Consider the following 19500-nt stretch of genomic DNA (forward strand, 5'->3'; position numbering starts at 1 on the left):
TATAAAAAAATAAGAAATTAAAGTCAAGGCTTAATTTAATTTTATTGTTAGTGCTATTAAGTGGGCTAGGAAAAAAGTGTGTTAATCAGCAATTCGTTCAATTTTAATAGTTTTAATAATTTCGAGTACTTTGCTAAGCTCAACAAAGCCAGTTTTGGTCTCCATTGCATTAGCAGTCCCTGATGCAATCGCCCACTTGATGGCTTCTTTAAAATCATAGTTTTTGCCTAAGGCATATAAAAGACCACCGACAAGTGAGTCTCCTGAGCCTTCTGTGTTAACTACTTTTACTGGTTTTAATTTAATATTATAAAAATCATGTTCATGCTTAAAAAGTGCCCCTTTTTCTCCTAAAGAAACAATTATATTTGGAATTTTTATCAGTTTACTTGTTAATATCTCTTTTCTAAGTATACTGTAGTCTTTAGTAACAGGAAAAGCTAATAATTCAGCAACTTCTGTTTCATTGGGCTTTATGAAATCTGGTAAGTTATCGCTGTTTAAAACTTCAGCTAGAGCTTTCCCAGAAGTATCCAGCACAATTTTAATATCTGGATCAAATTCACGAATTTTGGCAATTATTTGGGGATAAAAATTATGAGTCTCACTCGGAGGCAGACTACCATTTAGAGAAATTGCGGCAACTTTATTTTTAGTAATTAATTGTTTGATAGTTTCTAGCAACTGGTTGAAATATTGTACGGGAATATGATCCCCATACTCATTTATTTCAGTTTTTTCACCGTTATTTTGAATTATAGTGTAACAATTTCTTGTGTTACCGTTCGTTTCAATAAAGTTACATTTATACTGGTCATTTTTAGCTTGTTCTAAAATATATTTGCCATTTGAACCGGCTAAAAATCCTGTAGCTACAGTTTTGGCTCCAAGGTTGGCAGAGACTCTTGCAGCATTAATGCCTTTGCCTCCAACCATTTTTTTGATCAGTTGAACTCTATTTAATTGTCCTACTTCCAATTGTTTTAATTCGTATAAACGATCTACTGAGGGATTAACTGTAACTGTAATTTCCATTTTTATTCCTAATCTATAAGTTAATGTATGATTTTAATATATTTTGAATATTTTTTAACATCATCAGGAGAAACCTTGGGGTCCGTCACCAAAAGATCAAATTTATCGAGGTCACGGAACGTGATGATATCAGAATGATTCAGTTTGGTATGATCTGCCACTATGAAAGACTTTTTTGCGTGAGCAATTGCTATGTTTTGAATATTTCCTTCAGGTATTGTGCTGGTAGTTACACTATTATCACTGATCCCGTTAGTTGAGCATAATGCATAATCAAAATTTAAGCCTTCAAAGATGTTTTCAGCTTTTTCGCCTAAAAATTCTTCTGTGTTCCTATGTAGTTCTCCACCTGTCAAAAATAAGCGGCATTTACTTTTATTAATTTCGTTAAATGCAGGTAAACTATTGGTTACAAAAGTAAGATTTTTCGAAAGTAATAAAGGAACAGACATCAATAAAGTAGTTCCAGCCCCTAAAAAAATTGTTGAATTATTAGTTACTTGTTTTGCTAATAATTTAGCAATTTCTTTTTTTTCGGAAATATTTTTTTGTAATTTTTCATTTGTTGTTGACTCGGTCTGATAGTTACTTTGAGCACCGCCATAAATTCTCGTGATTTTTCCTTGCTCTTCCAGACGCTTTAAGTCACGTCTTACGGTCATTGAAGAAACATCTAAATTTTTAGCAATGTCAACTGTCGTCATAAAACCGGTTTTACGTAACAGAATGTTTATCTCTGTTAACCTTTTTTCTTGTAAACTCAAATAATCACTTCTTTTTACCGATTTTATCATGACTTTAGTAGTATATCAAACATTTTATAACATATTAAGTTCAACTTTGTTAATCTTTGTTAAATTAAGGTTGACATTGTTCAAACTTAGTATTATATTGAAAACGTATTCAAAGTGAAAGGAGGTATTGTAGTGTTTTATCAAAAATTAATTGATTTAAATATTTCAGTTGAAACAGAAGAACAACTTTTTGATTTAGTTGGTTCTCGTGCAATTAAACTTGATTTTGCCAGGATTGGATATATATCAAATTTGGAAAAGAGGGAGCTTTCATATCCAACTGGACTTAAATTTCCACAGGTTTCACTAGCCTTGCCACATGTTGATCCACAATATGTTGAAAACCCATTTATTTATATTGGTCGTACCACCAAGCCATTAAAACTTAAACAAATGGGAGATAATGCAGACATGGAAGCTAAAGATTTCTTATTCTTAGGCCTTAAAAACGGGTCAAAACAACCTGAACTTTTAGCTCAAATAATATCTGCATTCCAAGATAAGGATTTTGTCAAACATTACATGGAAACAGAAAACACTAAAGATATGCTTCAAATTGTCAAAAATAAGTTTAAAGAGGTAATAAAATGAAAACTATTTTGGTTTGTTGTGGAACGGGTGTTGCTACCAGTCCCCAAGTAGCGAATAAAATTAATGATTATTTAGCAGAAAATGGTTTGGATCAATTGGCGAAAGCAACACCTGAGCCAATTGGTGAGGCCAAGACAACAATTGAAAATGACAGCAGTGTCATTATTTATGTTGGTATAGCGCAAGCTGACGCTGAACTGCAGGAAGTACTTGACGCTAATAACGTTGTAGGAATGGTGGGCTTGCCCTGGTTAACTGGAATGGGTCAGGAAGAAGCCAATCAAAAAGTGGCGGATATTATTAAGCAGGCAGAATAATCTATAAATAGAGGTGAGTTAAATGGATTGGAATGGTATAATTCAAGGAATTTTGGGAGTTGGTGCTCAGGTTTTAATTCCAATTTTAATTATAATTTTGGGATTAATTTTTGGAATGAAGCCATCTAAAGCAATACTTTCAGGTCTTTATTTAGGTACCGGATTTATTGGAATGTCAATGGCCATTAATCAATTGACTGAAACTGTTAGTCCAGCAGCCAAAGCATTAGCTAAATATACTGGCATTAATCTGCCAGCAGTCGACTTTGGCTGGACTGGTGCTGCTGCTATTACATGGAGCTGGACATTAGCTTTTCTGTTTTTTGCAGTAGAAATCGTAGTCAATCTGGTCATGCTTTTGGCTAAAATGACAGATACAATGAATGCCGATATGTGGAATGTATGGGGTATTGCCTTAACTGGCTATATGGTTTACCAAATTTCTGGCAGTTTAATCTGGGGCTTCATCTGTGGTGCTATCCAAGTTGTAATTTGTTTGAAATTAGGTGATATGTGGAGTAAAGAAATTGCCAATATGCTTGGTTATGAGGGTGTTACTGTAACCCACATTGAAGCGTTTACGGCGATTATAATGTCTCCTATTAATAAATTAATGGATTATATTCCGATTTTTAATCGTGAATGGGATGCTTCTTCATTAAAACGTAAAATTGGTGTATTCAGTGAACCAGTGACAATGGGCGCAATTATTGGATTAGTTCTTGCGTTAGCTGGTCGTTACAGTATAGGTGATGCACTTAATCTTTCCGTAACTGTTGGTGCTGTCATGGCTATTTTTCCAGTTATGGCAAAGTTTTTTATGGATGCTTTAACTCCATTTGGTTCTACTATGAGTGACTTTATGAAAAAACACGTTAAAGGTAGAACGTTCTCAATCGGACTAGATTGGCCTATTTTGGGACAAAGTACCGAGTTATGGGTAACTATGGTGTTAATGATCCCAGTATCAATTGTTTATGCAGCGATTTTGCCGGGTAATACTATTCTCCCAATTGCAGGTGTCATCAATTACTGTATTGGTGTAGGTGGATTGCTTCTTACTGGTGGTAATCTTTTGAGAATGCTTGTTTTAGGTGTTATCTATGAACCTGTTTTTCTTTACGGTGCATCATATTTTGCTAATATCTTTACAAAATTAGCAAAATCAAGCACTTCTATTAAAGTACCTGCAGGATCACAAGTATCATGGAGTTCAATTGAAGCTCCCGAATTGAGATTTGTGATGGCATGGGCAGGAAAGGGTAATATTTGGGCAATTATTGGTTTAGTTGCATTACTTGCTCTTTTCTGGTTACTATATCGCTCATTTAAGAAAAATCCAATTCCAGCCCTGAAATACAGTAAATTAAAGTAGGACTGAATAATGGATAAATTAATGAACAAAAAAGTCTTTTGGACTTGTTTAAGTTTTTTGACATTTGGTTTATTCAGTTATGCAATTATTTCTAAAACTTATTGGATAAATGTCTTCGTTATTATTTTAGGATTACTAATTAATAAGAAGGGAAGTGATACCCTTTTTACTAAAAAAAGTATGTCCACTAAAAATAAAATGAGGAGGAAAAATAATTTATGAAATATCCTGCAGGAAGAATTCCATTTGAATACGAACGAAATGATTTAGCAAAAGTTGTCCGTGAAGTAATGGAACGTAGAGACACTAACATTGTTGGTGGCAATATCAGTATTAAGGTTCAAGATGAAACTGGAAAATTCTTTTATGTGATGACACCAACAATGATGTCAGAAGCTTATATGGGTTACTTGAATGCAGATCAAATTCTTGTCATTGAACCTCATACACGTAAAGTGATTTCTGGCACCGGTAAGGTTACCAGAGAAATTAATATGCATGAAGCAATATATGATGCTAATCCTGAAATTAAGTGTGTTTTTCACTCACATGCCGATCAATGTATGTTCTGGGGTACTAGTGGCTTAAATATGCCAAATGTAACCGAAGCAACTCAGAAGTTAAAAGAGATTCGCACTTTAAATTGGCATCCAATGTGTACTGAAGAACTGGCAGAATATGTTTCCGCTGAAATAAAGAAATTAGGTGCTAAAGCTTTAAGAAATGGATTCATTTTAAATTCTCACGGTACTTTATTTACCTCCGGTGGTAAGGACATGGATCCATTGACTGCTCTGCATAAATCTTTAGCAGATGTTGATATTACCGAATATAATGCTAAAGTTGCTTATAAGCAGACTGTTTTCCAACAAATAGGTGTGCTAGACGGTTATTACTCAGAAGGAACCAAAATTGGGACTTGGGAAGATGTTAAAGCTGGTAAAGCCCTCTATAATAAAAAAACAACGCAAAATAAAAAGGGTGACTAAATAAATAGTACCCTTCTTACAAAGTTTGACCACTTTGACAATATAATACTTTTGCGTTGAATGCAACTATTATTCAAGATTTTTGTGTAAGCCTGATCATTTTGATCAGGTTTTTTGGTTAATAAGATGTCATTTCAGAAAGGGAAAAATGGAAACAACAAAAGGGTAAACATTAATTGGGTCATGTTAGGTATATTTGTATTGTCACTCTTTTTAGGATTGATAGGTGTAGTATAATTAAATAGACAATCATTCTTAAATAAGAGGAGGAAAAGCCGATGACACGATTGCAAAAAATGGTATTAAAGCCGAAAGAGCAGTTAGTGACACGGCTTTTTTTGTCACCAAAATTAAAGCAGAACTTAACCGTTCTTTCTTACAGCACTCATGATTTAATAAACGCCATGAAAGAAATGAGTGCCAGCAATCCCTTTGTGACTTTGAAAGAGCCTAAGGGCGAGATGCAGAATTTGGAGTGGCTGCGCTCGCCTGAAGGAGAAAATTTAATAGACCATTTATTAATGCAAGTGGATTTAAGTGACTGGCACACTTGGGAAAAAGGCGCAGTCAAGGCTTTGATTTACCATCTTGATGAAGATGGCTATTTGAGAATTGATTTGGCTAAAATTGCGGAACAAACTGAGTTTACGCTTGAAAAATTACTACGGGCAAAAAGCCTGCTTCAAAGTCTTGATCCATGTGGAATCGGAGCTGCGAATCTGGCAGAATGTTTAGCACTTCAGGCAACACAAAAAGACAATTTTAATCCTGTAGCCCTTGAAATTTTGCTTAATAATCAGTTGGAAATGCTAGCTGACCCTAAAAAATGGCCTCACTCCAAGTTTTCAGTATCCGAATTAAATGATGCCCTTGCCAGCATCCAAACATTGGATCCTACACCAGCTAGCGATTATGTAGTCGACAGTAATGTTCAATATTTGTTACCCGATTTGATTTACAAGGTAACAGATGGACGCATAACGGTAGAAAATTTTCAAACGCAAATACCAGAGATGGTTTTTGATGAAAAAGCTTATCATGAGCTTAAAGAACAGTCAGATGAAAATAAGTACTTTTCTGAGCAAAAGCAGCGTTTCCTTGAGATGAAAAGTGCAATTGCAGAGCGTCAGAAAACTATCATGCGACTGGGCGAATATGTGGGCCAGTTTCAACATGCGTTTTTAACTACAATGCAAAAGCAGGAACTAAAGCCGCTCGGATTAAAAGAAACTGCACGAGCATTGAGCCTAGCACCGAGTACAATTAGCAGAGCCATTAAAGATAAATACGTCCAGTGTCAGAATAAAGTTTTCAGTTTAAAGATACTTTTCCCACGTAAAGTAACGACTGATTTATCTCAAGCGCGCATAGAATACGACTTGCAACAGATCATAAAAAAAGAAGATGCCCGTGCTCCTTTAAGTGATCAGCAACTGGTAGAAATTTTTGCCAAACATGATGTGACTTTAAGTCGGCGAGTGATTGCTAAATATCGTAAAAAGCTCAATATACCGAATAGTTATAGTAGAAAAGCCAAGTCAATTGATTAATATTGGCAAAAAAAATCCTAACGTAAAATTGCGTTAGGATTTTTGTGTTATCAGCTAATTTTAAGGCAAATCATTACCGGCAGCTAAATAAATGTCATACCATTCTTGAGCTGTAAGGGAAATGTCTGCACCCTTGGCGCTGTCAATGATATGAGCTGGCGTCATAGTCCCAATAATAACCTGTGTATTTGCCGGGTGCCGCAAAATCCAGGCAGCCGCAACTGCATTTTTAGAAACGTCTTTTTGATCAGCTACTTTTTGTAAAGCTTCGTTGACTTCTGGAAACTTAGGGTTACCAATGAAGTTGCCTTCAATTTGACCATACTGGAAAGGTGACCATGCCTGAACAGTCATGTTGTGTAAACGTGAGTAGTCTAAAACGCCCCGGTCGTGGTCAATGCTGCGCTTATCGGTCATATTGGTGTGAATATTGAAATCAATTGGACCAGTGTGCATAACGCTTAGTTGTAATTGATTAATTAACAATCTTTGACTGACTCCCGCTTGTAATAAGTCAACTTGCATCGGATTAAAATTTGAAACTCCAAAGTGCCGCACTTTGCCGTCTCTTTGCAATTCATCAAAGGCAGCGCCAACTTCAGCTGGATCCATTAAAGCATCTGGTCTGTGGAGCAGCAAACTGTCTAGATAGTCAATTTTCATTCGGGAAAGAATACCATCAACGGCATTAATCAAATATTTTTTAGAAAAGTCGTACCTGGTTGTCTTGAAGTCCAATTTAGGATTTTCATAAATCCCCGTCTTAGATTGAATGTAAAAATCGTCGCGTTTTAAGGATGATTTTTGCAATGCTTCTCCGAAAATTTCTTCAGATTTACCATGACCATAAACATCAGCTGAATCAATATAGTTAATACCAGTTTCATGGGCAGTTTCTAATACCTTAACAGCTTCATCAACTGTCAATTTATTCATGCGCATAATTCCGAGTGCAATAGCTGAACCAGAAAAGTTGGTGTTGCCAATTTTAATTTGTCTCATAATGTACCTCCTTTCTTTAGTATACGCTTTCTTGGAAGAGAAATTTAAAAAATGAGTGAGTTTTAATTTATATTTAGCAATAATAGCAAAAAGCCTAATATTTTTTTAAAAATAATTTTATTTTTATCATTATTTTGTATATAATAGAAATTACATAATTTTGAAAAACAAGTAGGAGGGAAAAATTATGAGTAATAAAATAGGAGTTATCGGTGACGGTCACGTTGGCAGTACGGTAGCGCAGCAGTTAATATTAACGGGTTTAGTAGATGACCTCGTTATGATTGATGTTAATGAAGCAAAGGTTAGAGCAGATCAGCTTGATTTTCAAGACGCGATGGCAAATTTGAAGCATCACACTACTATTACGATCAATGATTATTCCGCCCTCAAGGATGCAGACATTGTCATTAGTGCTTTTGGAAATATTGAGTTGGAAGCAGGCGGCGAGCGCTTTGCAGAATTGAATTATAACCGTGAGCGGATTGGAGACATTGCGGAGTCAATCAAGAAGAGTGGCTTCAATGGTATTTTGGTTGCCATTACCAATCCAGTAGACGCAATTACTAATATGTATCAAGAGCTAACTGGTTTACCGCGCAAGCATGTCATTGGCACCGGTACTCTATTAGATACAGCCCGTATGAAGCGTGCTGTTGGTGAACGAATGAATGTAGATCCTCGTTCTGTTGAAGGCTTTAACTTGGGTGAACACGGTAATTCACAATTTACTGCTTGGTCAACCGTTAAAGTTTTGGAAAAACCAATTACTGAAGTAGCTGAAGCAAAACACCTTAAGCTTGAAGACTTAAACGATGAAATTAAGTTTGGTGGTCAAACAGTTTATAAGGGTAAGCAATATACTAACTACGGTATTTCAGCTGCTGTGACTCGTTTGGTAGAAACTATTGAAAGTGATGCTCACACTGAAATGCCAGTTTCAAATTACCAGGAAAAATATGGTACTTACTTATCTTACCCAGCTATTGTTGGTCGTGATGGTATTGTCCAAACTGTTGAATTGACACTGACTGATGAAGAAGAAAAGAAATTAAAGGCGTCTGCAGAAACAATTAAAGAAAAAGCAAACAAATAGTTCTAGTTTATTTAGTAAAAATGATGGTCACTAAGATCATCATTTTTTTATTATATAAAAAAGATAGTGAATTATTTTCTTATAAGGGGTATTCTTATAGTAATGATAAAAAATAAAGGAGAAAATAGATGAAAAGAGTTACTGAAGATTATATTTTAGGTCTCGATATCGGGACCAACTCTTGCGGCTGGGCCGTGACTGATAAGAAAAATAATTTATTAAAGCTCAGAGGAAAAACAGCAATTGGCTCACATTTATTTGAGGAAGGTCATACTGCTGCTGATCGGCGCGGCTTTAGAACTACTAGAAGACGTCTTAAGCGTAGAAAGTGGCGCTTAAGACTTTTGGAAGAGATTTTTGCGGAACCAATGGCTAAGGTAGATCCGGGATTCTTTGTGCGCCTGCATCAATCATGGGTTTCGCCATTAGATAAAAGCAGGAAAAAGTATCATGCGATTGTGTTTCCAACAGCTAAGGAAGATAAGGCATTTTATCAAAAATATCCTACGATCTATCATTTGCGTGACGCATTGATGACCCAAGACCGTCAATTTGATTTGCGGGAAATATTTTTAGCCATCCACCACATTGTTAAGTTTCGGGGGAATTTTTTACAAGATACACCTGTTAAAGACTTTGAAGCTTCCAAAATTGAAGTAGGTCCTATTTTATCGAAAATCAACGGCGCTTTTGCGGAAAAGATAGTTGAAGATCAAGACCCTATTGAACTAAATGTCGCAAACGCTGCTGAGATTGAGGCTGTTATACGCGGTAAAGATGCGGATAAAACCCTTTATAAGATGGACAAGGTCAAGAAAATTGCCAAGTTATTAACAGATTCAACAGCAAAAGAAGAGAAAAATGTGGCCAAGCAAATTGCTAATGCCGTTATGGGTTACAAAACGCAATTTGAAACTATCTTAGGTAAAGAAATAGATAAAAGCGACAAGGCGCAATGGGAATTCAAACTGACTGATGGGGATGCAGATGATAAGCTTGAGGCTTTACTGCCAGACCTTGATGAAAATGATCAGACTATTATTGCTGAAATTAAAAAGCTGTTTAGTGCGATTACCTTAAGTACTATTGTTGATGAAAACAAGAGTTTATCACAGTCAATGGTGGCCAAGTACAACAAGCATCATCAAGATTATAAGTTGTTAAAAGCGTATATCGACACTTTGCAGGATCGCAGTATAGCTAAAAAGTTGCTGTTAGCCTATGATTTATACGTTAATAATAGACATGGTCGTTTGCTGGAAGCCAAAACAGAATTTAAGCAGGATGGCACTTTAACTAAAGAAGATTTTTACAAAACTGTGAAGGATAATCTGGATGATTCTGAGCTGGCGCGCAAGATCGCGCAAAAAATAGCAGCAGACAACTTCATGCCTAAACAGCGGACAAATAGTAATGGCGTAATTCCGTTTCAGCTGCATCAAATTGAACTGGATAAGATTATAGCTAATCAAAGTAAGTATTATCCCTTCTTAGCTGCAGAAAACCCGGTAGAAGATCACCGTAAACAAGCACCGTACAAGTTAGATGAATTGGTCAGATTCAGAGTTCCTTATTACGTGGGCCCGATGATTACCCCTGATGAACAGGAAAAGACTTCCGGTAAAAGTTTTGCCTGGATGGTCAGAAAAGAAGATGGCCAAATCACCCCGTGGAATTTTGAGCAAAAAGTAGACCGGCAAGAATCCGCCAACAAGTTTATTAAGCGCATGACTATTAAGGATACTTATCTTTTAGGTGAAGATGTTTTGCCTGCTAATAGTTTGCTTTATCAAAGATTTGAAGTTTTAAATGAGCTTAATAATATCAGAATCAATGGTAGCAGAATCAGTATTGACCTTAAGCAACAAATTTTCAATGATCTTTTTGAAGAAAAGAAAACTGTCACAGAAAAATCCTTGACAAGTTATTTGAAGCAAAATCTACATTTGCCAACTGTGGAAATTAAGGGGTTGGCAGATCCAACTAAATTTAATTCAAGTCTGGCGAGTTATTATCACCTCAAAAGCTTGCACGTGTTTGATAAGGAATTAGCAGATCCCCAATATCAAAAAGACTTTGAAAAAATAATTGAGTATTCGTCTATTTTTGAAGATAAAAAGATATACCAAGATAAGTTGCATGCTGAATTTAAGTGGCTAACACCTGAACAATTTAAGGCAATTTCGACTTGGCGTTTGCAAGGTTGGGGCAGATTATCATGTAGGCTCCTAGTTGAATTACATGATACAAATGGCCAAAACATTATGGAGCAACTTTGGGATAGCCAAAAGAACTTTATGCAAATTGTGACTGAACCAGACTTTAAAGATGCAATTGCTAAGGAAAACCAAAATGTTACTCAAGTAAATGGTGTTGAGGAGATTCTGGCTGATGCTTATACCTCTCCTGCTAACAAAAAAGCTATTAGGCAGGTTGTCAAAGTAGTAGCTGACGTTGTAAAAGCAGCTGGTGGTAAGAAACCCGCACAATTTGCGATTGAATTTACACGTGATCCTGATAAAAATCCACAATTGTCCCATATTCGTGGTACTAAATTGCTTAAGGCATACCAAGAAACTGCTGGCGAATTAGTAGATCAGAAACTGACTGATAGTTTAAAGGAAGCGATGACCAGCCGTAAATTGCTTAAAGATAAGTACTTCTTGTACTTTATGCAGACAGGTCGTGATGCATACACTGGTAAGAAAATCAATATTGATGAAGTAACAACAAATTATCAGATCGATCATATTTTGCCACAGTCATTTATTAAAGATGATTCTTTTGATAACAGAGTACTAACTGCTACTCCGCTAAATGCAGAAAAATCAGATGATGTGCCTTATAAGCGCTTTGCCAATAATTACGTTTCAGACTTGAAGATGACGGTAGGTGAAATGTGGAAACACTGGCAAAAGGCTGGCATTATTAATAAACATAAATTAGGTAATTTGCTGCTTGATCCAGATAGATTAAATAAATTTCAAAAATCTGGTTTTATTAACAGACAATTGGTAGAAACAAGTCAAATAGTTAAATTAGTCTCAGTTATTTTGCAAAATAAATATCCAGATGCAGAAATTATTACTGTTAAAGCTGGAGATAATTCGGCTTTGCGTCAACGGCTAAACTTGTATAAGAGTCGTGATGTCAATGACTATCATCACGCCATTGATGCCTACCTTTCGATTATTTGTGGCAACTTTTTGTACCAGGTTTATCCTAAGTATCGGCCATACTTTGTTTATGGCAAGTATAAAAAGTTCAGTCAAGACCCAGACTTGCAGAAAGATTTGATTAAACACTTCAAGGGCTTTACGTTTATGTGGCCATTATTGCAAAAGGATAATTCTGAGCGTAAAGCTCCGGAAGAAATTAAAGAAAATAATAGTGAGCGAATAGTCTTTTATAAGCACCCTGATATTTTTGATAAATTACGTAAAGCATACAATTATAAATACATGCTAGTTTCAAGAGAAACCACAACCGAAAGCAGCAGTATGTTCAAAATGACTATTTTCCCTCGGGGAGAGCGTGATCGTAAAAAAACTAGAAAGCTGATTCCTAAAGGTAATGGACTCGATCCGAAAATTTACGGTGGTTACAGCGGCAATACTGATGCATATATGGTAATTGTCAAGATTGATAAGGCAAAAGAATCTATTTATAAAGTTATTGGCGTTCCGATGCGCGCTCTTACAAGATTAAACCAGGCTAAAAAACAAGGAAATTATCAGGAAGAACTCCACCAAGTGCTTGAGCCCCAGATCATGCTTGATAAAAATGGTAAGCCTAAGCGTGGTGTTAAAGGATTCAGAGTAATTAAAGATCATGTACCTTTTAAGCAAGTTGTCTTAGACGGTGACAAAAAATTTATGTTATATTCTGCTCAATACAAGACTAATGCCAAGCAATTGGCCCTTTCTCAGGAAACTATGCGAATAGTGACCGACAATTTGAAAAAGGGTGAGGATCAAGATAAATTATTGGTAAAAGCATATGATGAGATTTTGCAAAAAGTTGATTGTTATTTATCATTATTTGATACAAGCAATTTTAGAAATGGTTTGCATTTAGGTAGAAACAAGTTTATTGATTTAGAAGTTAATGATAAAAAAATCACTTTAAGTAATATTCTGAATGGCTTACATGATAATATGGTATTAGGTAATTTGAAAAACATTGGAATTGGGACACCTCTAGGACAAATGCAAGAAAAGTCTGGTATTACATTATCACCAGAAGCAGTATTAATCTTCCAGTCACCAACTGGTCTTTTTGAAAAACGGGTTAAGATAGCTGATTTGTAAACTAAAATAGGGAAGCGAAATAATCCGATTCCCTATTTTTGTGCATAAAAAAACCTCCGCTATAGAGCTGAGGCAGGACGGTAATAACCGCGTTGAAACTTCGTATCTAAAAGATACATTGTTTGATTTTAAATCTGGTTGTTAGATCAATAATGATTAGATCGTTGGTAGCTAACCAACAACTATAGTATAACATTTATTTTTAAAAATACAAGGAGGAAATATGGGATGGAGATCAGTAATCATCACGCAGCATGCTAAATTGACTTATTCAATGCAAATGATGATTGTACAAACTCGTGATGGCATAAACCAAATACCAATTGAGGATATTAATTTATTGCTCGTTTCAACGACACAGGCAGTGATTACCAGCGCCCTCATTAGTAAATTGGCGCAAAATCAAACCAAAATTATATTTGTTGATGAAAAAGGTAATCCTATCGTTGAAACAGCTGTTTATTATCCGGGAACAAGGAATATGGCTAAATTAACGCAACAATTTAATTGGGATGAACATTTAAAAGAGGTGTTGTGGACAAAGATAGTTAGTCAAAAGATCAAAAATCAGATTGCGGTTTTAGCTAATTATCATTTGAATAAGGACGAGGTTCAGAGTGAACTGGACCAGTTAGAAATTAATGATGAAAGCAACCGAGAGGCAATTGCAGCCCGTAAATATTTTATGCTTTTATTTGATAAGAATTTTGTTAGGCGTGATACCAGTGCCATTAATGCAGCATTGGATTATGGTTATGCTATTTTGCTTTCAAGCTTTAATAGAGAAATTGCGATGAATGGCTATCTGACATATTTTGGCATTCATCACTGTTCCCAGGAAAACCAGTTTAATTTGGCCTCGGACTTAATGGAACCCTTTCGACCATTTGTAGATTATTGGGTTAAGGCCCACGAAAAGATTAAGGAATTAACGCCTGATATTAAGTATGGGCTAGTTGAACTTTTAAGTTTAGAAATTAAGTTTAATGGTAAAAAGACGCTTTTGACCAATGCTATTACGGTTTATGTACGAGAATGTATAAAGTTTCTTAGTGGAGAAAGTAAAAAATTACCAGAAATGGAGATGAGTTTGACTAATGAGGTACCGAATAATGCGCTTAATGATAATGTTTGATTTACCAACAGAGACAGCTGAAGAACGAAAAGAATATCGCCAATTTCATAAAAAGTTGATTAATGAGGGCTTTTTAATGGTGCAATTTTCAGTATATGTGCGAGTCTGTGTTACCAGACAAACCGCTAAGTTTTTGGAAAATCGTATTAGAAAATTCTTGCCTCGCGGAGGCCTAGTACAGTCATTAATGGTTACTGAAAAGCAATATAATGACATGCATTTTTTAGTCGGTAAGCCAATTGACGATGTGCGTAATACATCAGATAGGACGGTAATTTTATGATTTTAACTTATGCGACTCATAAAAAATGGGTATTTAAGGATCCTGGAATAAAAGTAATTGGTTTACAAAGTTCAATTGCTTACCGTGATATAATTCAAGGCTTTCAAGGAAAAAACAAGCTGTTAATTTGTTCAGAGGATGATTATAGTCCCCTTGATGTAAGTAAAACTTTTGATTTTATTGGTGATCCAATGCTTAGTGGGGATATTACTAAAAAGTATATGCCCCATATTGTAAGTAGTTATCTGAAAAATTTAGACGAGGAAAATCGCAATAAAGTGATTAAGTCTTTTTATAATTTAGAGTCAACCTTGCAGGATTCACTTTTACTTGAAGACTTGCCTTTAGCAATTAATTTTGATGAAGACTTAAAAAAATTACTTAAATTTACAGAAATTCATTTAGATAAATCAATGTTGCTCAGTCCATATGGTATAATAGAAACAGTTTTAAAAATTCACCAAACGTGTAATTTAAAATCAGTTCCTGTTATTTGTAATGTAGCTCATTACTTAGAAGAGCAGGAATGGCAAGAGTTAGCTAGTCTTGTCACAGAAATGAATTTAATTTTGGTTGTAATTGAATTCACAACAAGAGAAAATTTGGCAATATCTAAAGACATACCTTTTTACTATATTGATAAGGATCTAATCGATTGGTACTAGCAAAAATTAAAATCAGATTATAAAACATCGGTTTTAGATGATTGTTAGATCAATGATGATTAGAACAACAATCTAAAAAATATCGTGGAAGAATTAGTTTTAGATGATTGTTAGATCAATGATGATTAGAACATCAGTTGATTTTCAATGGTAAAAACTTAGGTTTTAGATGATTGTTAGATCAATGATGATTAGAACATGAGTTAGGCGAAGACTTATACGAGAGCCGTTTTAGATGATTGTTAGATCAATGATGATTAGAACCCAAGAGAGCAACAATCAGCACAGGACCTTGTTTTAGATGATTGTTAGATCAATGATGATTAGAACATGCAACTTCTATGCAAGGTAGTGCCAGTGGTTTTAGATGATTGTTAGATCAATGATGATTAGAACTTAGCTAATTAATGAAAGCGTGAAAACATGGTTTTAGATGATTGTTAGATCAATGATGATTAGAACTTTCCCTCGTATTTAGCATGAGCCTTTACAGTTTTAGATGATTGTTAGATCAATGATGATTAGAACTGGCGCCTTCCATGTGAGATAAGGTTTCTGGTTTTAGATGATTGTTAGATCAATGATGATTAGAACTAACGTCAAAGTTTCCGGTACAGACTTACAGTTTTAGATGATTGTTAGATCAATGATGATTAGAACCAATTTCTCTCTTTATAAGTTATTCTGTATGTTTTAGATGATTGTTAGATCAATGATGATTAGAACACAACATTAATTATAATATATTTTACTTAAGTTTTAGATGATTGTTAGATCAATGATGATTAGAACGAAAACAAATCAGATATACCATATTTACCGGTTTTAGATGATTGTTAGATCAATGATGATTAGAACCTTTGTAAGACAAACTGAGCTTGATTAGGGGTTTTAGATGATTGTTAGATCAATGATGATTAGAACTCAAAAACCCACAGACTGGCACAATGTTTAGTTTTAGATGATTGTTAGATCAATGATGATTAGAACTATTTCTGACATGCAAGCGTCAATAACTAGGTTTTAGATGATTGTTAGATCAATGATGATTAGAACATGGGATATGGTTTCTATCGTGTAAGAGCAGTTTTAGATGATTGTTAGATCAATGATGATTAGAACCTACTCAACAACGACAAGCCGTTATTTTAAGTTTTAGATGATTGTTAGATCAATGATGATTAGAACATGGGTTAATGATGTTGATATTGATTTAGCGTTTTAGATGATTGTTAGATCAATGATGATTAGAACGCTGAGTTAAAGCCTTTTGATAATTGTCCTGTTTTAGATGATTGTTAGATCAATGATGATTAGAACAGAGCATGTGTTATTGATCACTCACGTTTAGTTTTAGATGATTGTTAGATCAATGATGATTAGAACTATAATGCAATCCATTCTTTTAATTTTAAGGTTTTAGATGATTGTTAGATCAATGATGATTAGAACTGTTAGATTATAATAAAAATGATGAACTAGGTTTTAGATGATTGTTAGATCAATGATGATTAGAACTTTTGCATTGCAACAGTTGTACGGCCAATGGTTTTAGATGATTGTTAGATCAATGATGATTAGAACATTTAACTACTTTTGAGGTACCAACTAGTGGTTTTAGATGATTGTTAGATCAATGATGATTAGAACTCATTACTTTCATTAAATGTTGGTGGGGACGTTTTAGATGATTGTTAGATCAATGATGATTAGAACTTCTTCCACGTTTTCATAATAACTGAAGCCGTTTTAGATGATTGTTAGATCAATGATGATTAGAACACACTCTTCTTTCTATAATCAAATATTATTGTTTTAGATGATTGTTAGATCAATGATGATTAGAACTCTTTTGTAAGCATTGCGGTAAAAAGATTAGTTTTAGATGATTGTTAGATCAATGATGATTAGAACACGACAAAGCGCAAAGTTGGGATGCAACCTGTTTTAGATGATTGTTAGATCAATGATGATTAGAACATTTGTGAGCCTACCATTGCTCCTAGTGGTGTTTTAGATGATTGTTAGATCAATGATGATTAGAACAAATCCTTATCTCCTTGTCGTTGAAGGTCTGTTTTAGATGATTGTTAGATCAATGATGATTAGAACTAAAAATACATTATTAATAGACCTAGATCCGTTTTAGATGATTGTTAGATCAATGATGATTAGAACTAGTCAGTATAATACTCATAACAGCCACGAGTTTTAGATGATTGTTAGATCAATGATGATTAGAACTACGTTAACCGTTATTTTAACAGACAATGAGTTTTAGATGATTGTTAGATCAATGATGATTAGAACGGGCACATTCAATTTTACATACCAACATGGGTTTTAGATGATTGTTAGATCAATGATGATTAGAACTTACCGCAAAAACTATACAAAACTATGTAAAGTTTTAGATGATTGTTAGATCAATGATGATTAGAACACGGTCATGTTGATATTGACTTGCGTCTGGGTTTTAGATGATTGTTAGATCAATGATGATTAGAACTTATAACAGAATGATATTGTCTGAAGCTGTGTTTTAGATGATTGTTAGATCAATGATGATTAGAACGTATACTGCAACTGATGAGAAAACAAAAGAGTTTTAGATGATTGTTAGATCAATGATGATTAGAACATGGTAGGACTCATTGCGTCACTATTAACTGTTTTAGATGATTGTTAGATCAATGATGATTAGAACTGTATCTACATTGTACTATAATATAGATAGGTTTTAGATGATTGTTAGATCAATGATGATTAGAACACCAGCTTTTGCCTTAGCTTTGAACTCTTTGTTTTAGATGATTGTTAGATCAATGATGATTAGAACTTTCTTCTTCAATTTTAGCGTTCATCTCTTGTTTTAGATGATTGTTAGATCAATGATGATTAGAACCAAACGGTGGAGGCGTTCGCCTCGCGTGTAGTTTTAGATGATTGTTAGATCAATGATGATTAGAACTTAGATGATGATGTATATCGTGAATTACGTGTTTTAGATGATTGTTAGATCAATGATGATTAGAACAATGATGACTTCGTGGCAGGGCAAACGTGGGTTTTAGATGATTGTTAGATCAATGATGATTAGAACTCTTTTGACGTTCTAATATATGGTATAGATGTTTTAGATGATTGTTAGATCAATGATGATTAGAACAAGCAACGTGCAGATAAGGCTGATAGTTTGGTTTTAGATGATTGTTAGATCAATGATGATTAGAACTTCTTCCGCTTTATCAGAATATTGTATTCTGTTTTAGATGATTGTTAGATCAATGATGATTAGAACTTTACTCAATACGATTGTCGCTAATACATTGTTTTAGATGATTGTTAGATCAATGATGATTAGAACGAGTCATATCGCCATCATGGACTGGCTTACGTTTTAGATGGTTGTTAGATCAATGATGATTAGAACCCTTTGGTGTTAAAATCGTGAGATAGTCCAGTTTTAGATGATTGTTAGATCAATGATGATTAGAACAACGGCAATTTTGCAAACGGCAAATATTATGTTTTAGATGATTGTTAGATCAATGATGATTAGAACATTGTTCCATATGATGAACTCGCCGGCGCCGTTTTAGATGATTGTTAGATCAATGATGATTAGAACTAGCAAAATAAGAAGAGTATGCATATCATTGTTTTAGATGATTGTTAGATCAATGATGATTAGAACCTCTGATTGTGTTTTGTCATCAGGTGACCAGTTTTAGATGATTGTTAGATCAATGATGATTAGAACCAATTGGCGTAAAAGTTGAGATCACTTTAAGTTTTAGATGATTGTTAGATCAATGATGATTAGAACGTATCACCTAGTTATCAAGACCTACTTATTGTTTTAGATGATTGTTAGATCAATGATGATTAGAACCAACGCAAAGGACATTACCGCCCAAACTATGTTTTAGATGATTGTTAGATCAATGATGATTAGAACATTTTTATAAAAATATTAGTAACTGAATATGTTTTAGATGATTGTTAGATCAATGATGATTAGAACCATCACCTTGCAATTTGGCTAATTGATCTTGTTTTAGATGATTGTTAGATCAATGATGATTAGAACCATGGCATCACGATTTAGTCTTATTTTGCAGGTTTTAGATGATTGTTAGATCAATGATGATTAGAACCAAAAAGACGATCAAAAAGAACGATCCTTCGTTTTAGATGATTGTTAGATCAATGATGATTAGAACTCAAATGAACGGCAAGCAATATTTTATAGGGTTTTAGATGATTGTTAGATCAATGATGATTAGAACAAAGAGGTAGCAAAAACCTATCCCAATTTCGTTTTAGATGATTGTTAGATCAATGATGATTAGAAC

Annotated in this window: 13 protein-coding genes and 1 CRISPR repeat array; of the genes, 10 read left to right on the top strand and 3 right to left on the bottom strand. The window is 34.4% G+C overall.

Features of this window, described 5'->3' with window-relative positions:
* Positions 1-81: 81 nt before the first annotated feature.
* Entirely contained in the window at positions 82-1035 is a 954-nt protein-coding gene (locus tag JF75_RS01695; protein ID WP_046331592.1) for a 1-phosphofructokinase family hexose kinase, read from the bottom strand.
* A gap of 20 nt (positions 1036-1055) precedes the next feature.
* Positions 1056-1799: a DeoR/GlpR family DNA-binding transcription regulator gene (locus JF75_RS01700; protein WP_245190702.1), complete on the bottom strand. Its 744-nt coding sequence runs from the start codon at positions 1797-1799 to the stop codon at positions 1056-1058.
* 162 nt (positions 1800-1961) lie between these two features.
* Here JF75_RS01700 and JF75_RS01705 point away from each other — a divergent pair, with 162 nt between their 5' ends.
* The 5 genes from JF75_RS01705 to rpoN all read left to right on the top strand — a co-directional run bounded on the left by JF75_RS01705 (position 1962) and on the right by rpoN (position 6651).
* Positions 1962-2420: a PTS sugar transporter subunit IIA gene (locus tag JF75_RS01705; RefSeq protein WP_342446793.1), complete on the top strand. Its 459-nt coding sequence runs from the start codon at positions 1962-1964 to the stop codon at positions 2418-2420.
* On the top strand, positions 2417-2737 hold the full coding sequence (locus tag JF75_RS01710; RefSeq protein WP_046331594.1) for a PTS sugar transporter subunit IIB: 321 nt from the start codon (positions 2417-2419) through the stop codon (positions 2735-2737). Before JF75_RS01705 ends, JF75_RS01710 begins: the two co-directional genes overlap by 4 nt.
* A gap of 22 nt (positions 2738-2759) precedes the next feature.
* The gene (locus JF75_RS01715) at positions 2760-4112 is read left to right on the top strand and encodes a PTS galactitol transporter subunit IIC (protein ID WP_046331595.1); all 1353 of its coding nucleotides are present in this window, start codon (positions 2760-2762) and stop codon (positions 4110-4112) included.
* Positions 4113-4330: 218 nt separating this feature from the next.
* Entirely contained in the window at positions 4331-5101 is a 771-nt protein-coding gene (locus tag JF75_RS01725; RefSeq protein WP_046331597.1) for a class II aldolase/adducin family protein, read from the top strand.
* 278 nt (positions 5102-5379) lie between these two features.
* Positions 5380-6651 (top strand): RNA polymerase factor sigma-54, encoded by a 1272-nt coding sequence (rpoN, locus tag JF75_RS01730; RefSeq protein ID WP_046331598.1) that lies wholly within the window; start codon positions 5380-5382, stop codon positions 6649-6651.
* Positions 6652-6711: 60 nt separating this feature from the next.
* On the opposite strand, the gene JF75_RS01735 is transcribed toward rpoN, so the two are convergent.
* Positions 6712-7653 (bottom strand): aldo/keto reductase, encoded by a 942-nt coding sequence (locus tag JF75_RS01735; protein WP_046331599.1) that lies wholly within the window; start codon positions 7651-7653, stop codon positions 6712-6714.
* Between the two features lie 187 nt (positions 7654-7840).
* Here JF75_RS01735 and JF75_RS01740 point away from each other — a divergent pair, with 187 nt between their 5' ends.
* The 5 genes from JF75_RS01740 to csn2 all read left to right on the top strand — a co-directional run bounded on the left by JF75_RS01740 (position 7841) and on the right by csn2 (position 15142).
* Positions 7841-8749 carry an L-lactate dehydrogenase gene (locus JF75_RS01740; protein WP_046331600.1) on the top strand — a complete coding sequence of 303 codons (909 nt, stop codon included), beginning with the start codon at positions 7841-7843 and terminating at the stop codon, positions 8747-8749.
* A gap of 128 nt (positions 8750-8877) precedes the next feature.
* Positions 8878-13059 (top strand): type II CRISPR RNA-guided endonuclease Cas9, encoded by a 4182-nt coding sequence (cas9, locus tag JF75_RS01745; protein WP_046331601.1) that lies wholly within the window; start codon positions 8878-8880, stop codon positions 13057-13059.
* A gap of 223 nt (positions 13060-13282) precedes the next feature.
* On the top strand, positions 13283-14194 hold the full coding sequence (cas1, locus tag JF75_RS01750; protein ID WP_046331602.1) for a type II CRISPR-associated endonuclease Cas1: 912 nt from the start codon (positions 13283-13285) through the stop codon (positions 14192-14194).
* Positions 14172-14477, top strand: coding sequence for a CRISPR-associated endonuclease Cas2 (cas2, locus tag JF75_RS01755; RefSeq protein ID WP_045927545.1), 306 nt, complete (start codon positions 14172-14174; stop codon positions 14475-14477). The genes cas1 and cas2 overlap by 23 nt, the downstream gene beginning before the upstream one ends.
* Positions 14474-15142 (top strand): type II-A CRISPR-associated protein Csn2, encoded by a 669-nt coding sequence (gene csn2 / locus JF75_RS01760; RefSeq protein WP_046331603.1) that lies wholly within the window; start codon positions 14474-14476, stop codon positions 15140-15142. The genes cas2 and csn2 overlap by 4 nt, the downstream gene beginning before the upstream one ends.
* A 30-nt stretch (positions 15143-15172) precedes the next feature.
* Positions 15173-19500: direct repeats of the CRISPR family, unit length 36 nt; unit sequence GTTTTAGATGATTGTTAGATCAATGATGATTAGAAC.

The sequence above is a fragment of the Lactobacillus kimbladii genome (genome assembly GCF_000970755.1).
GTDB classification, from domain to species: Bacteria; Bacillota; Bacilli; order Lactobacillales; family Lactobacillaceae; genus Lactobacillus; species Lactobacillus kimbladii.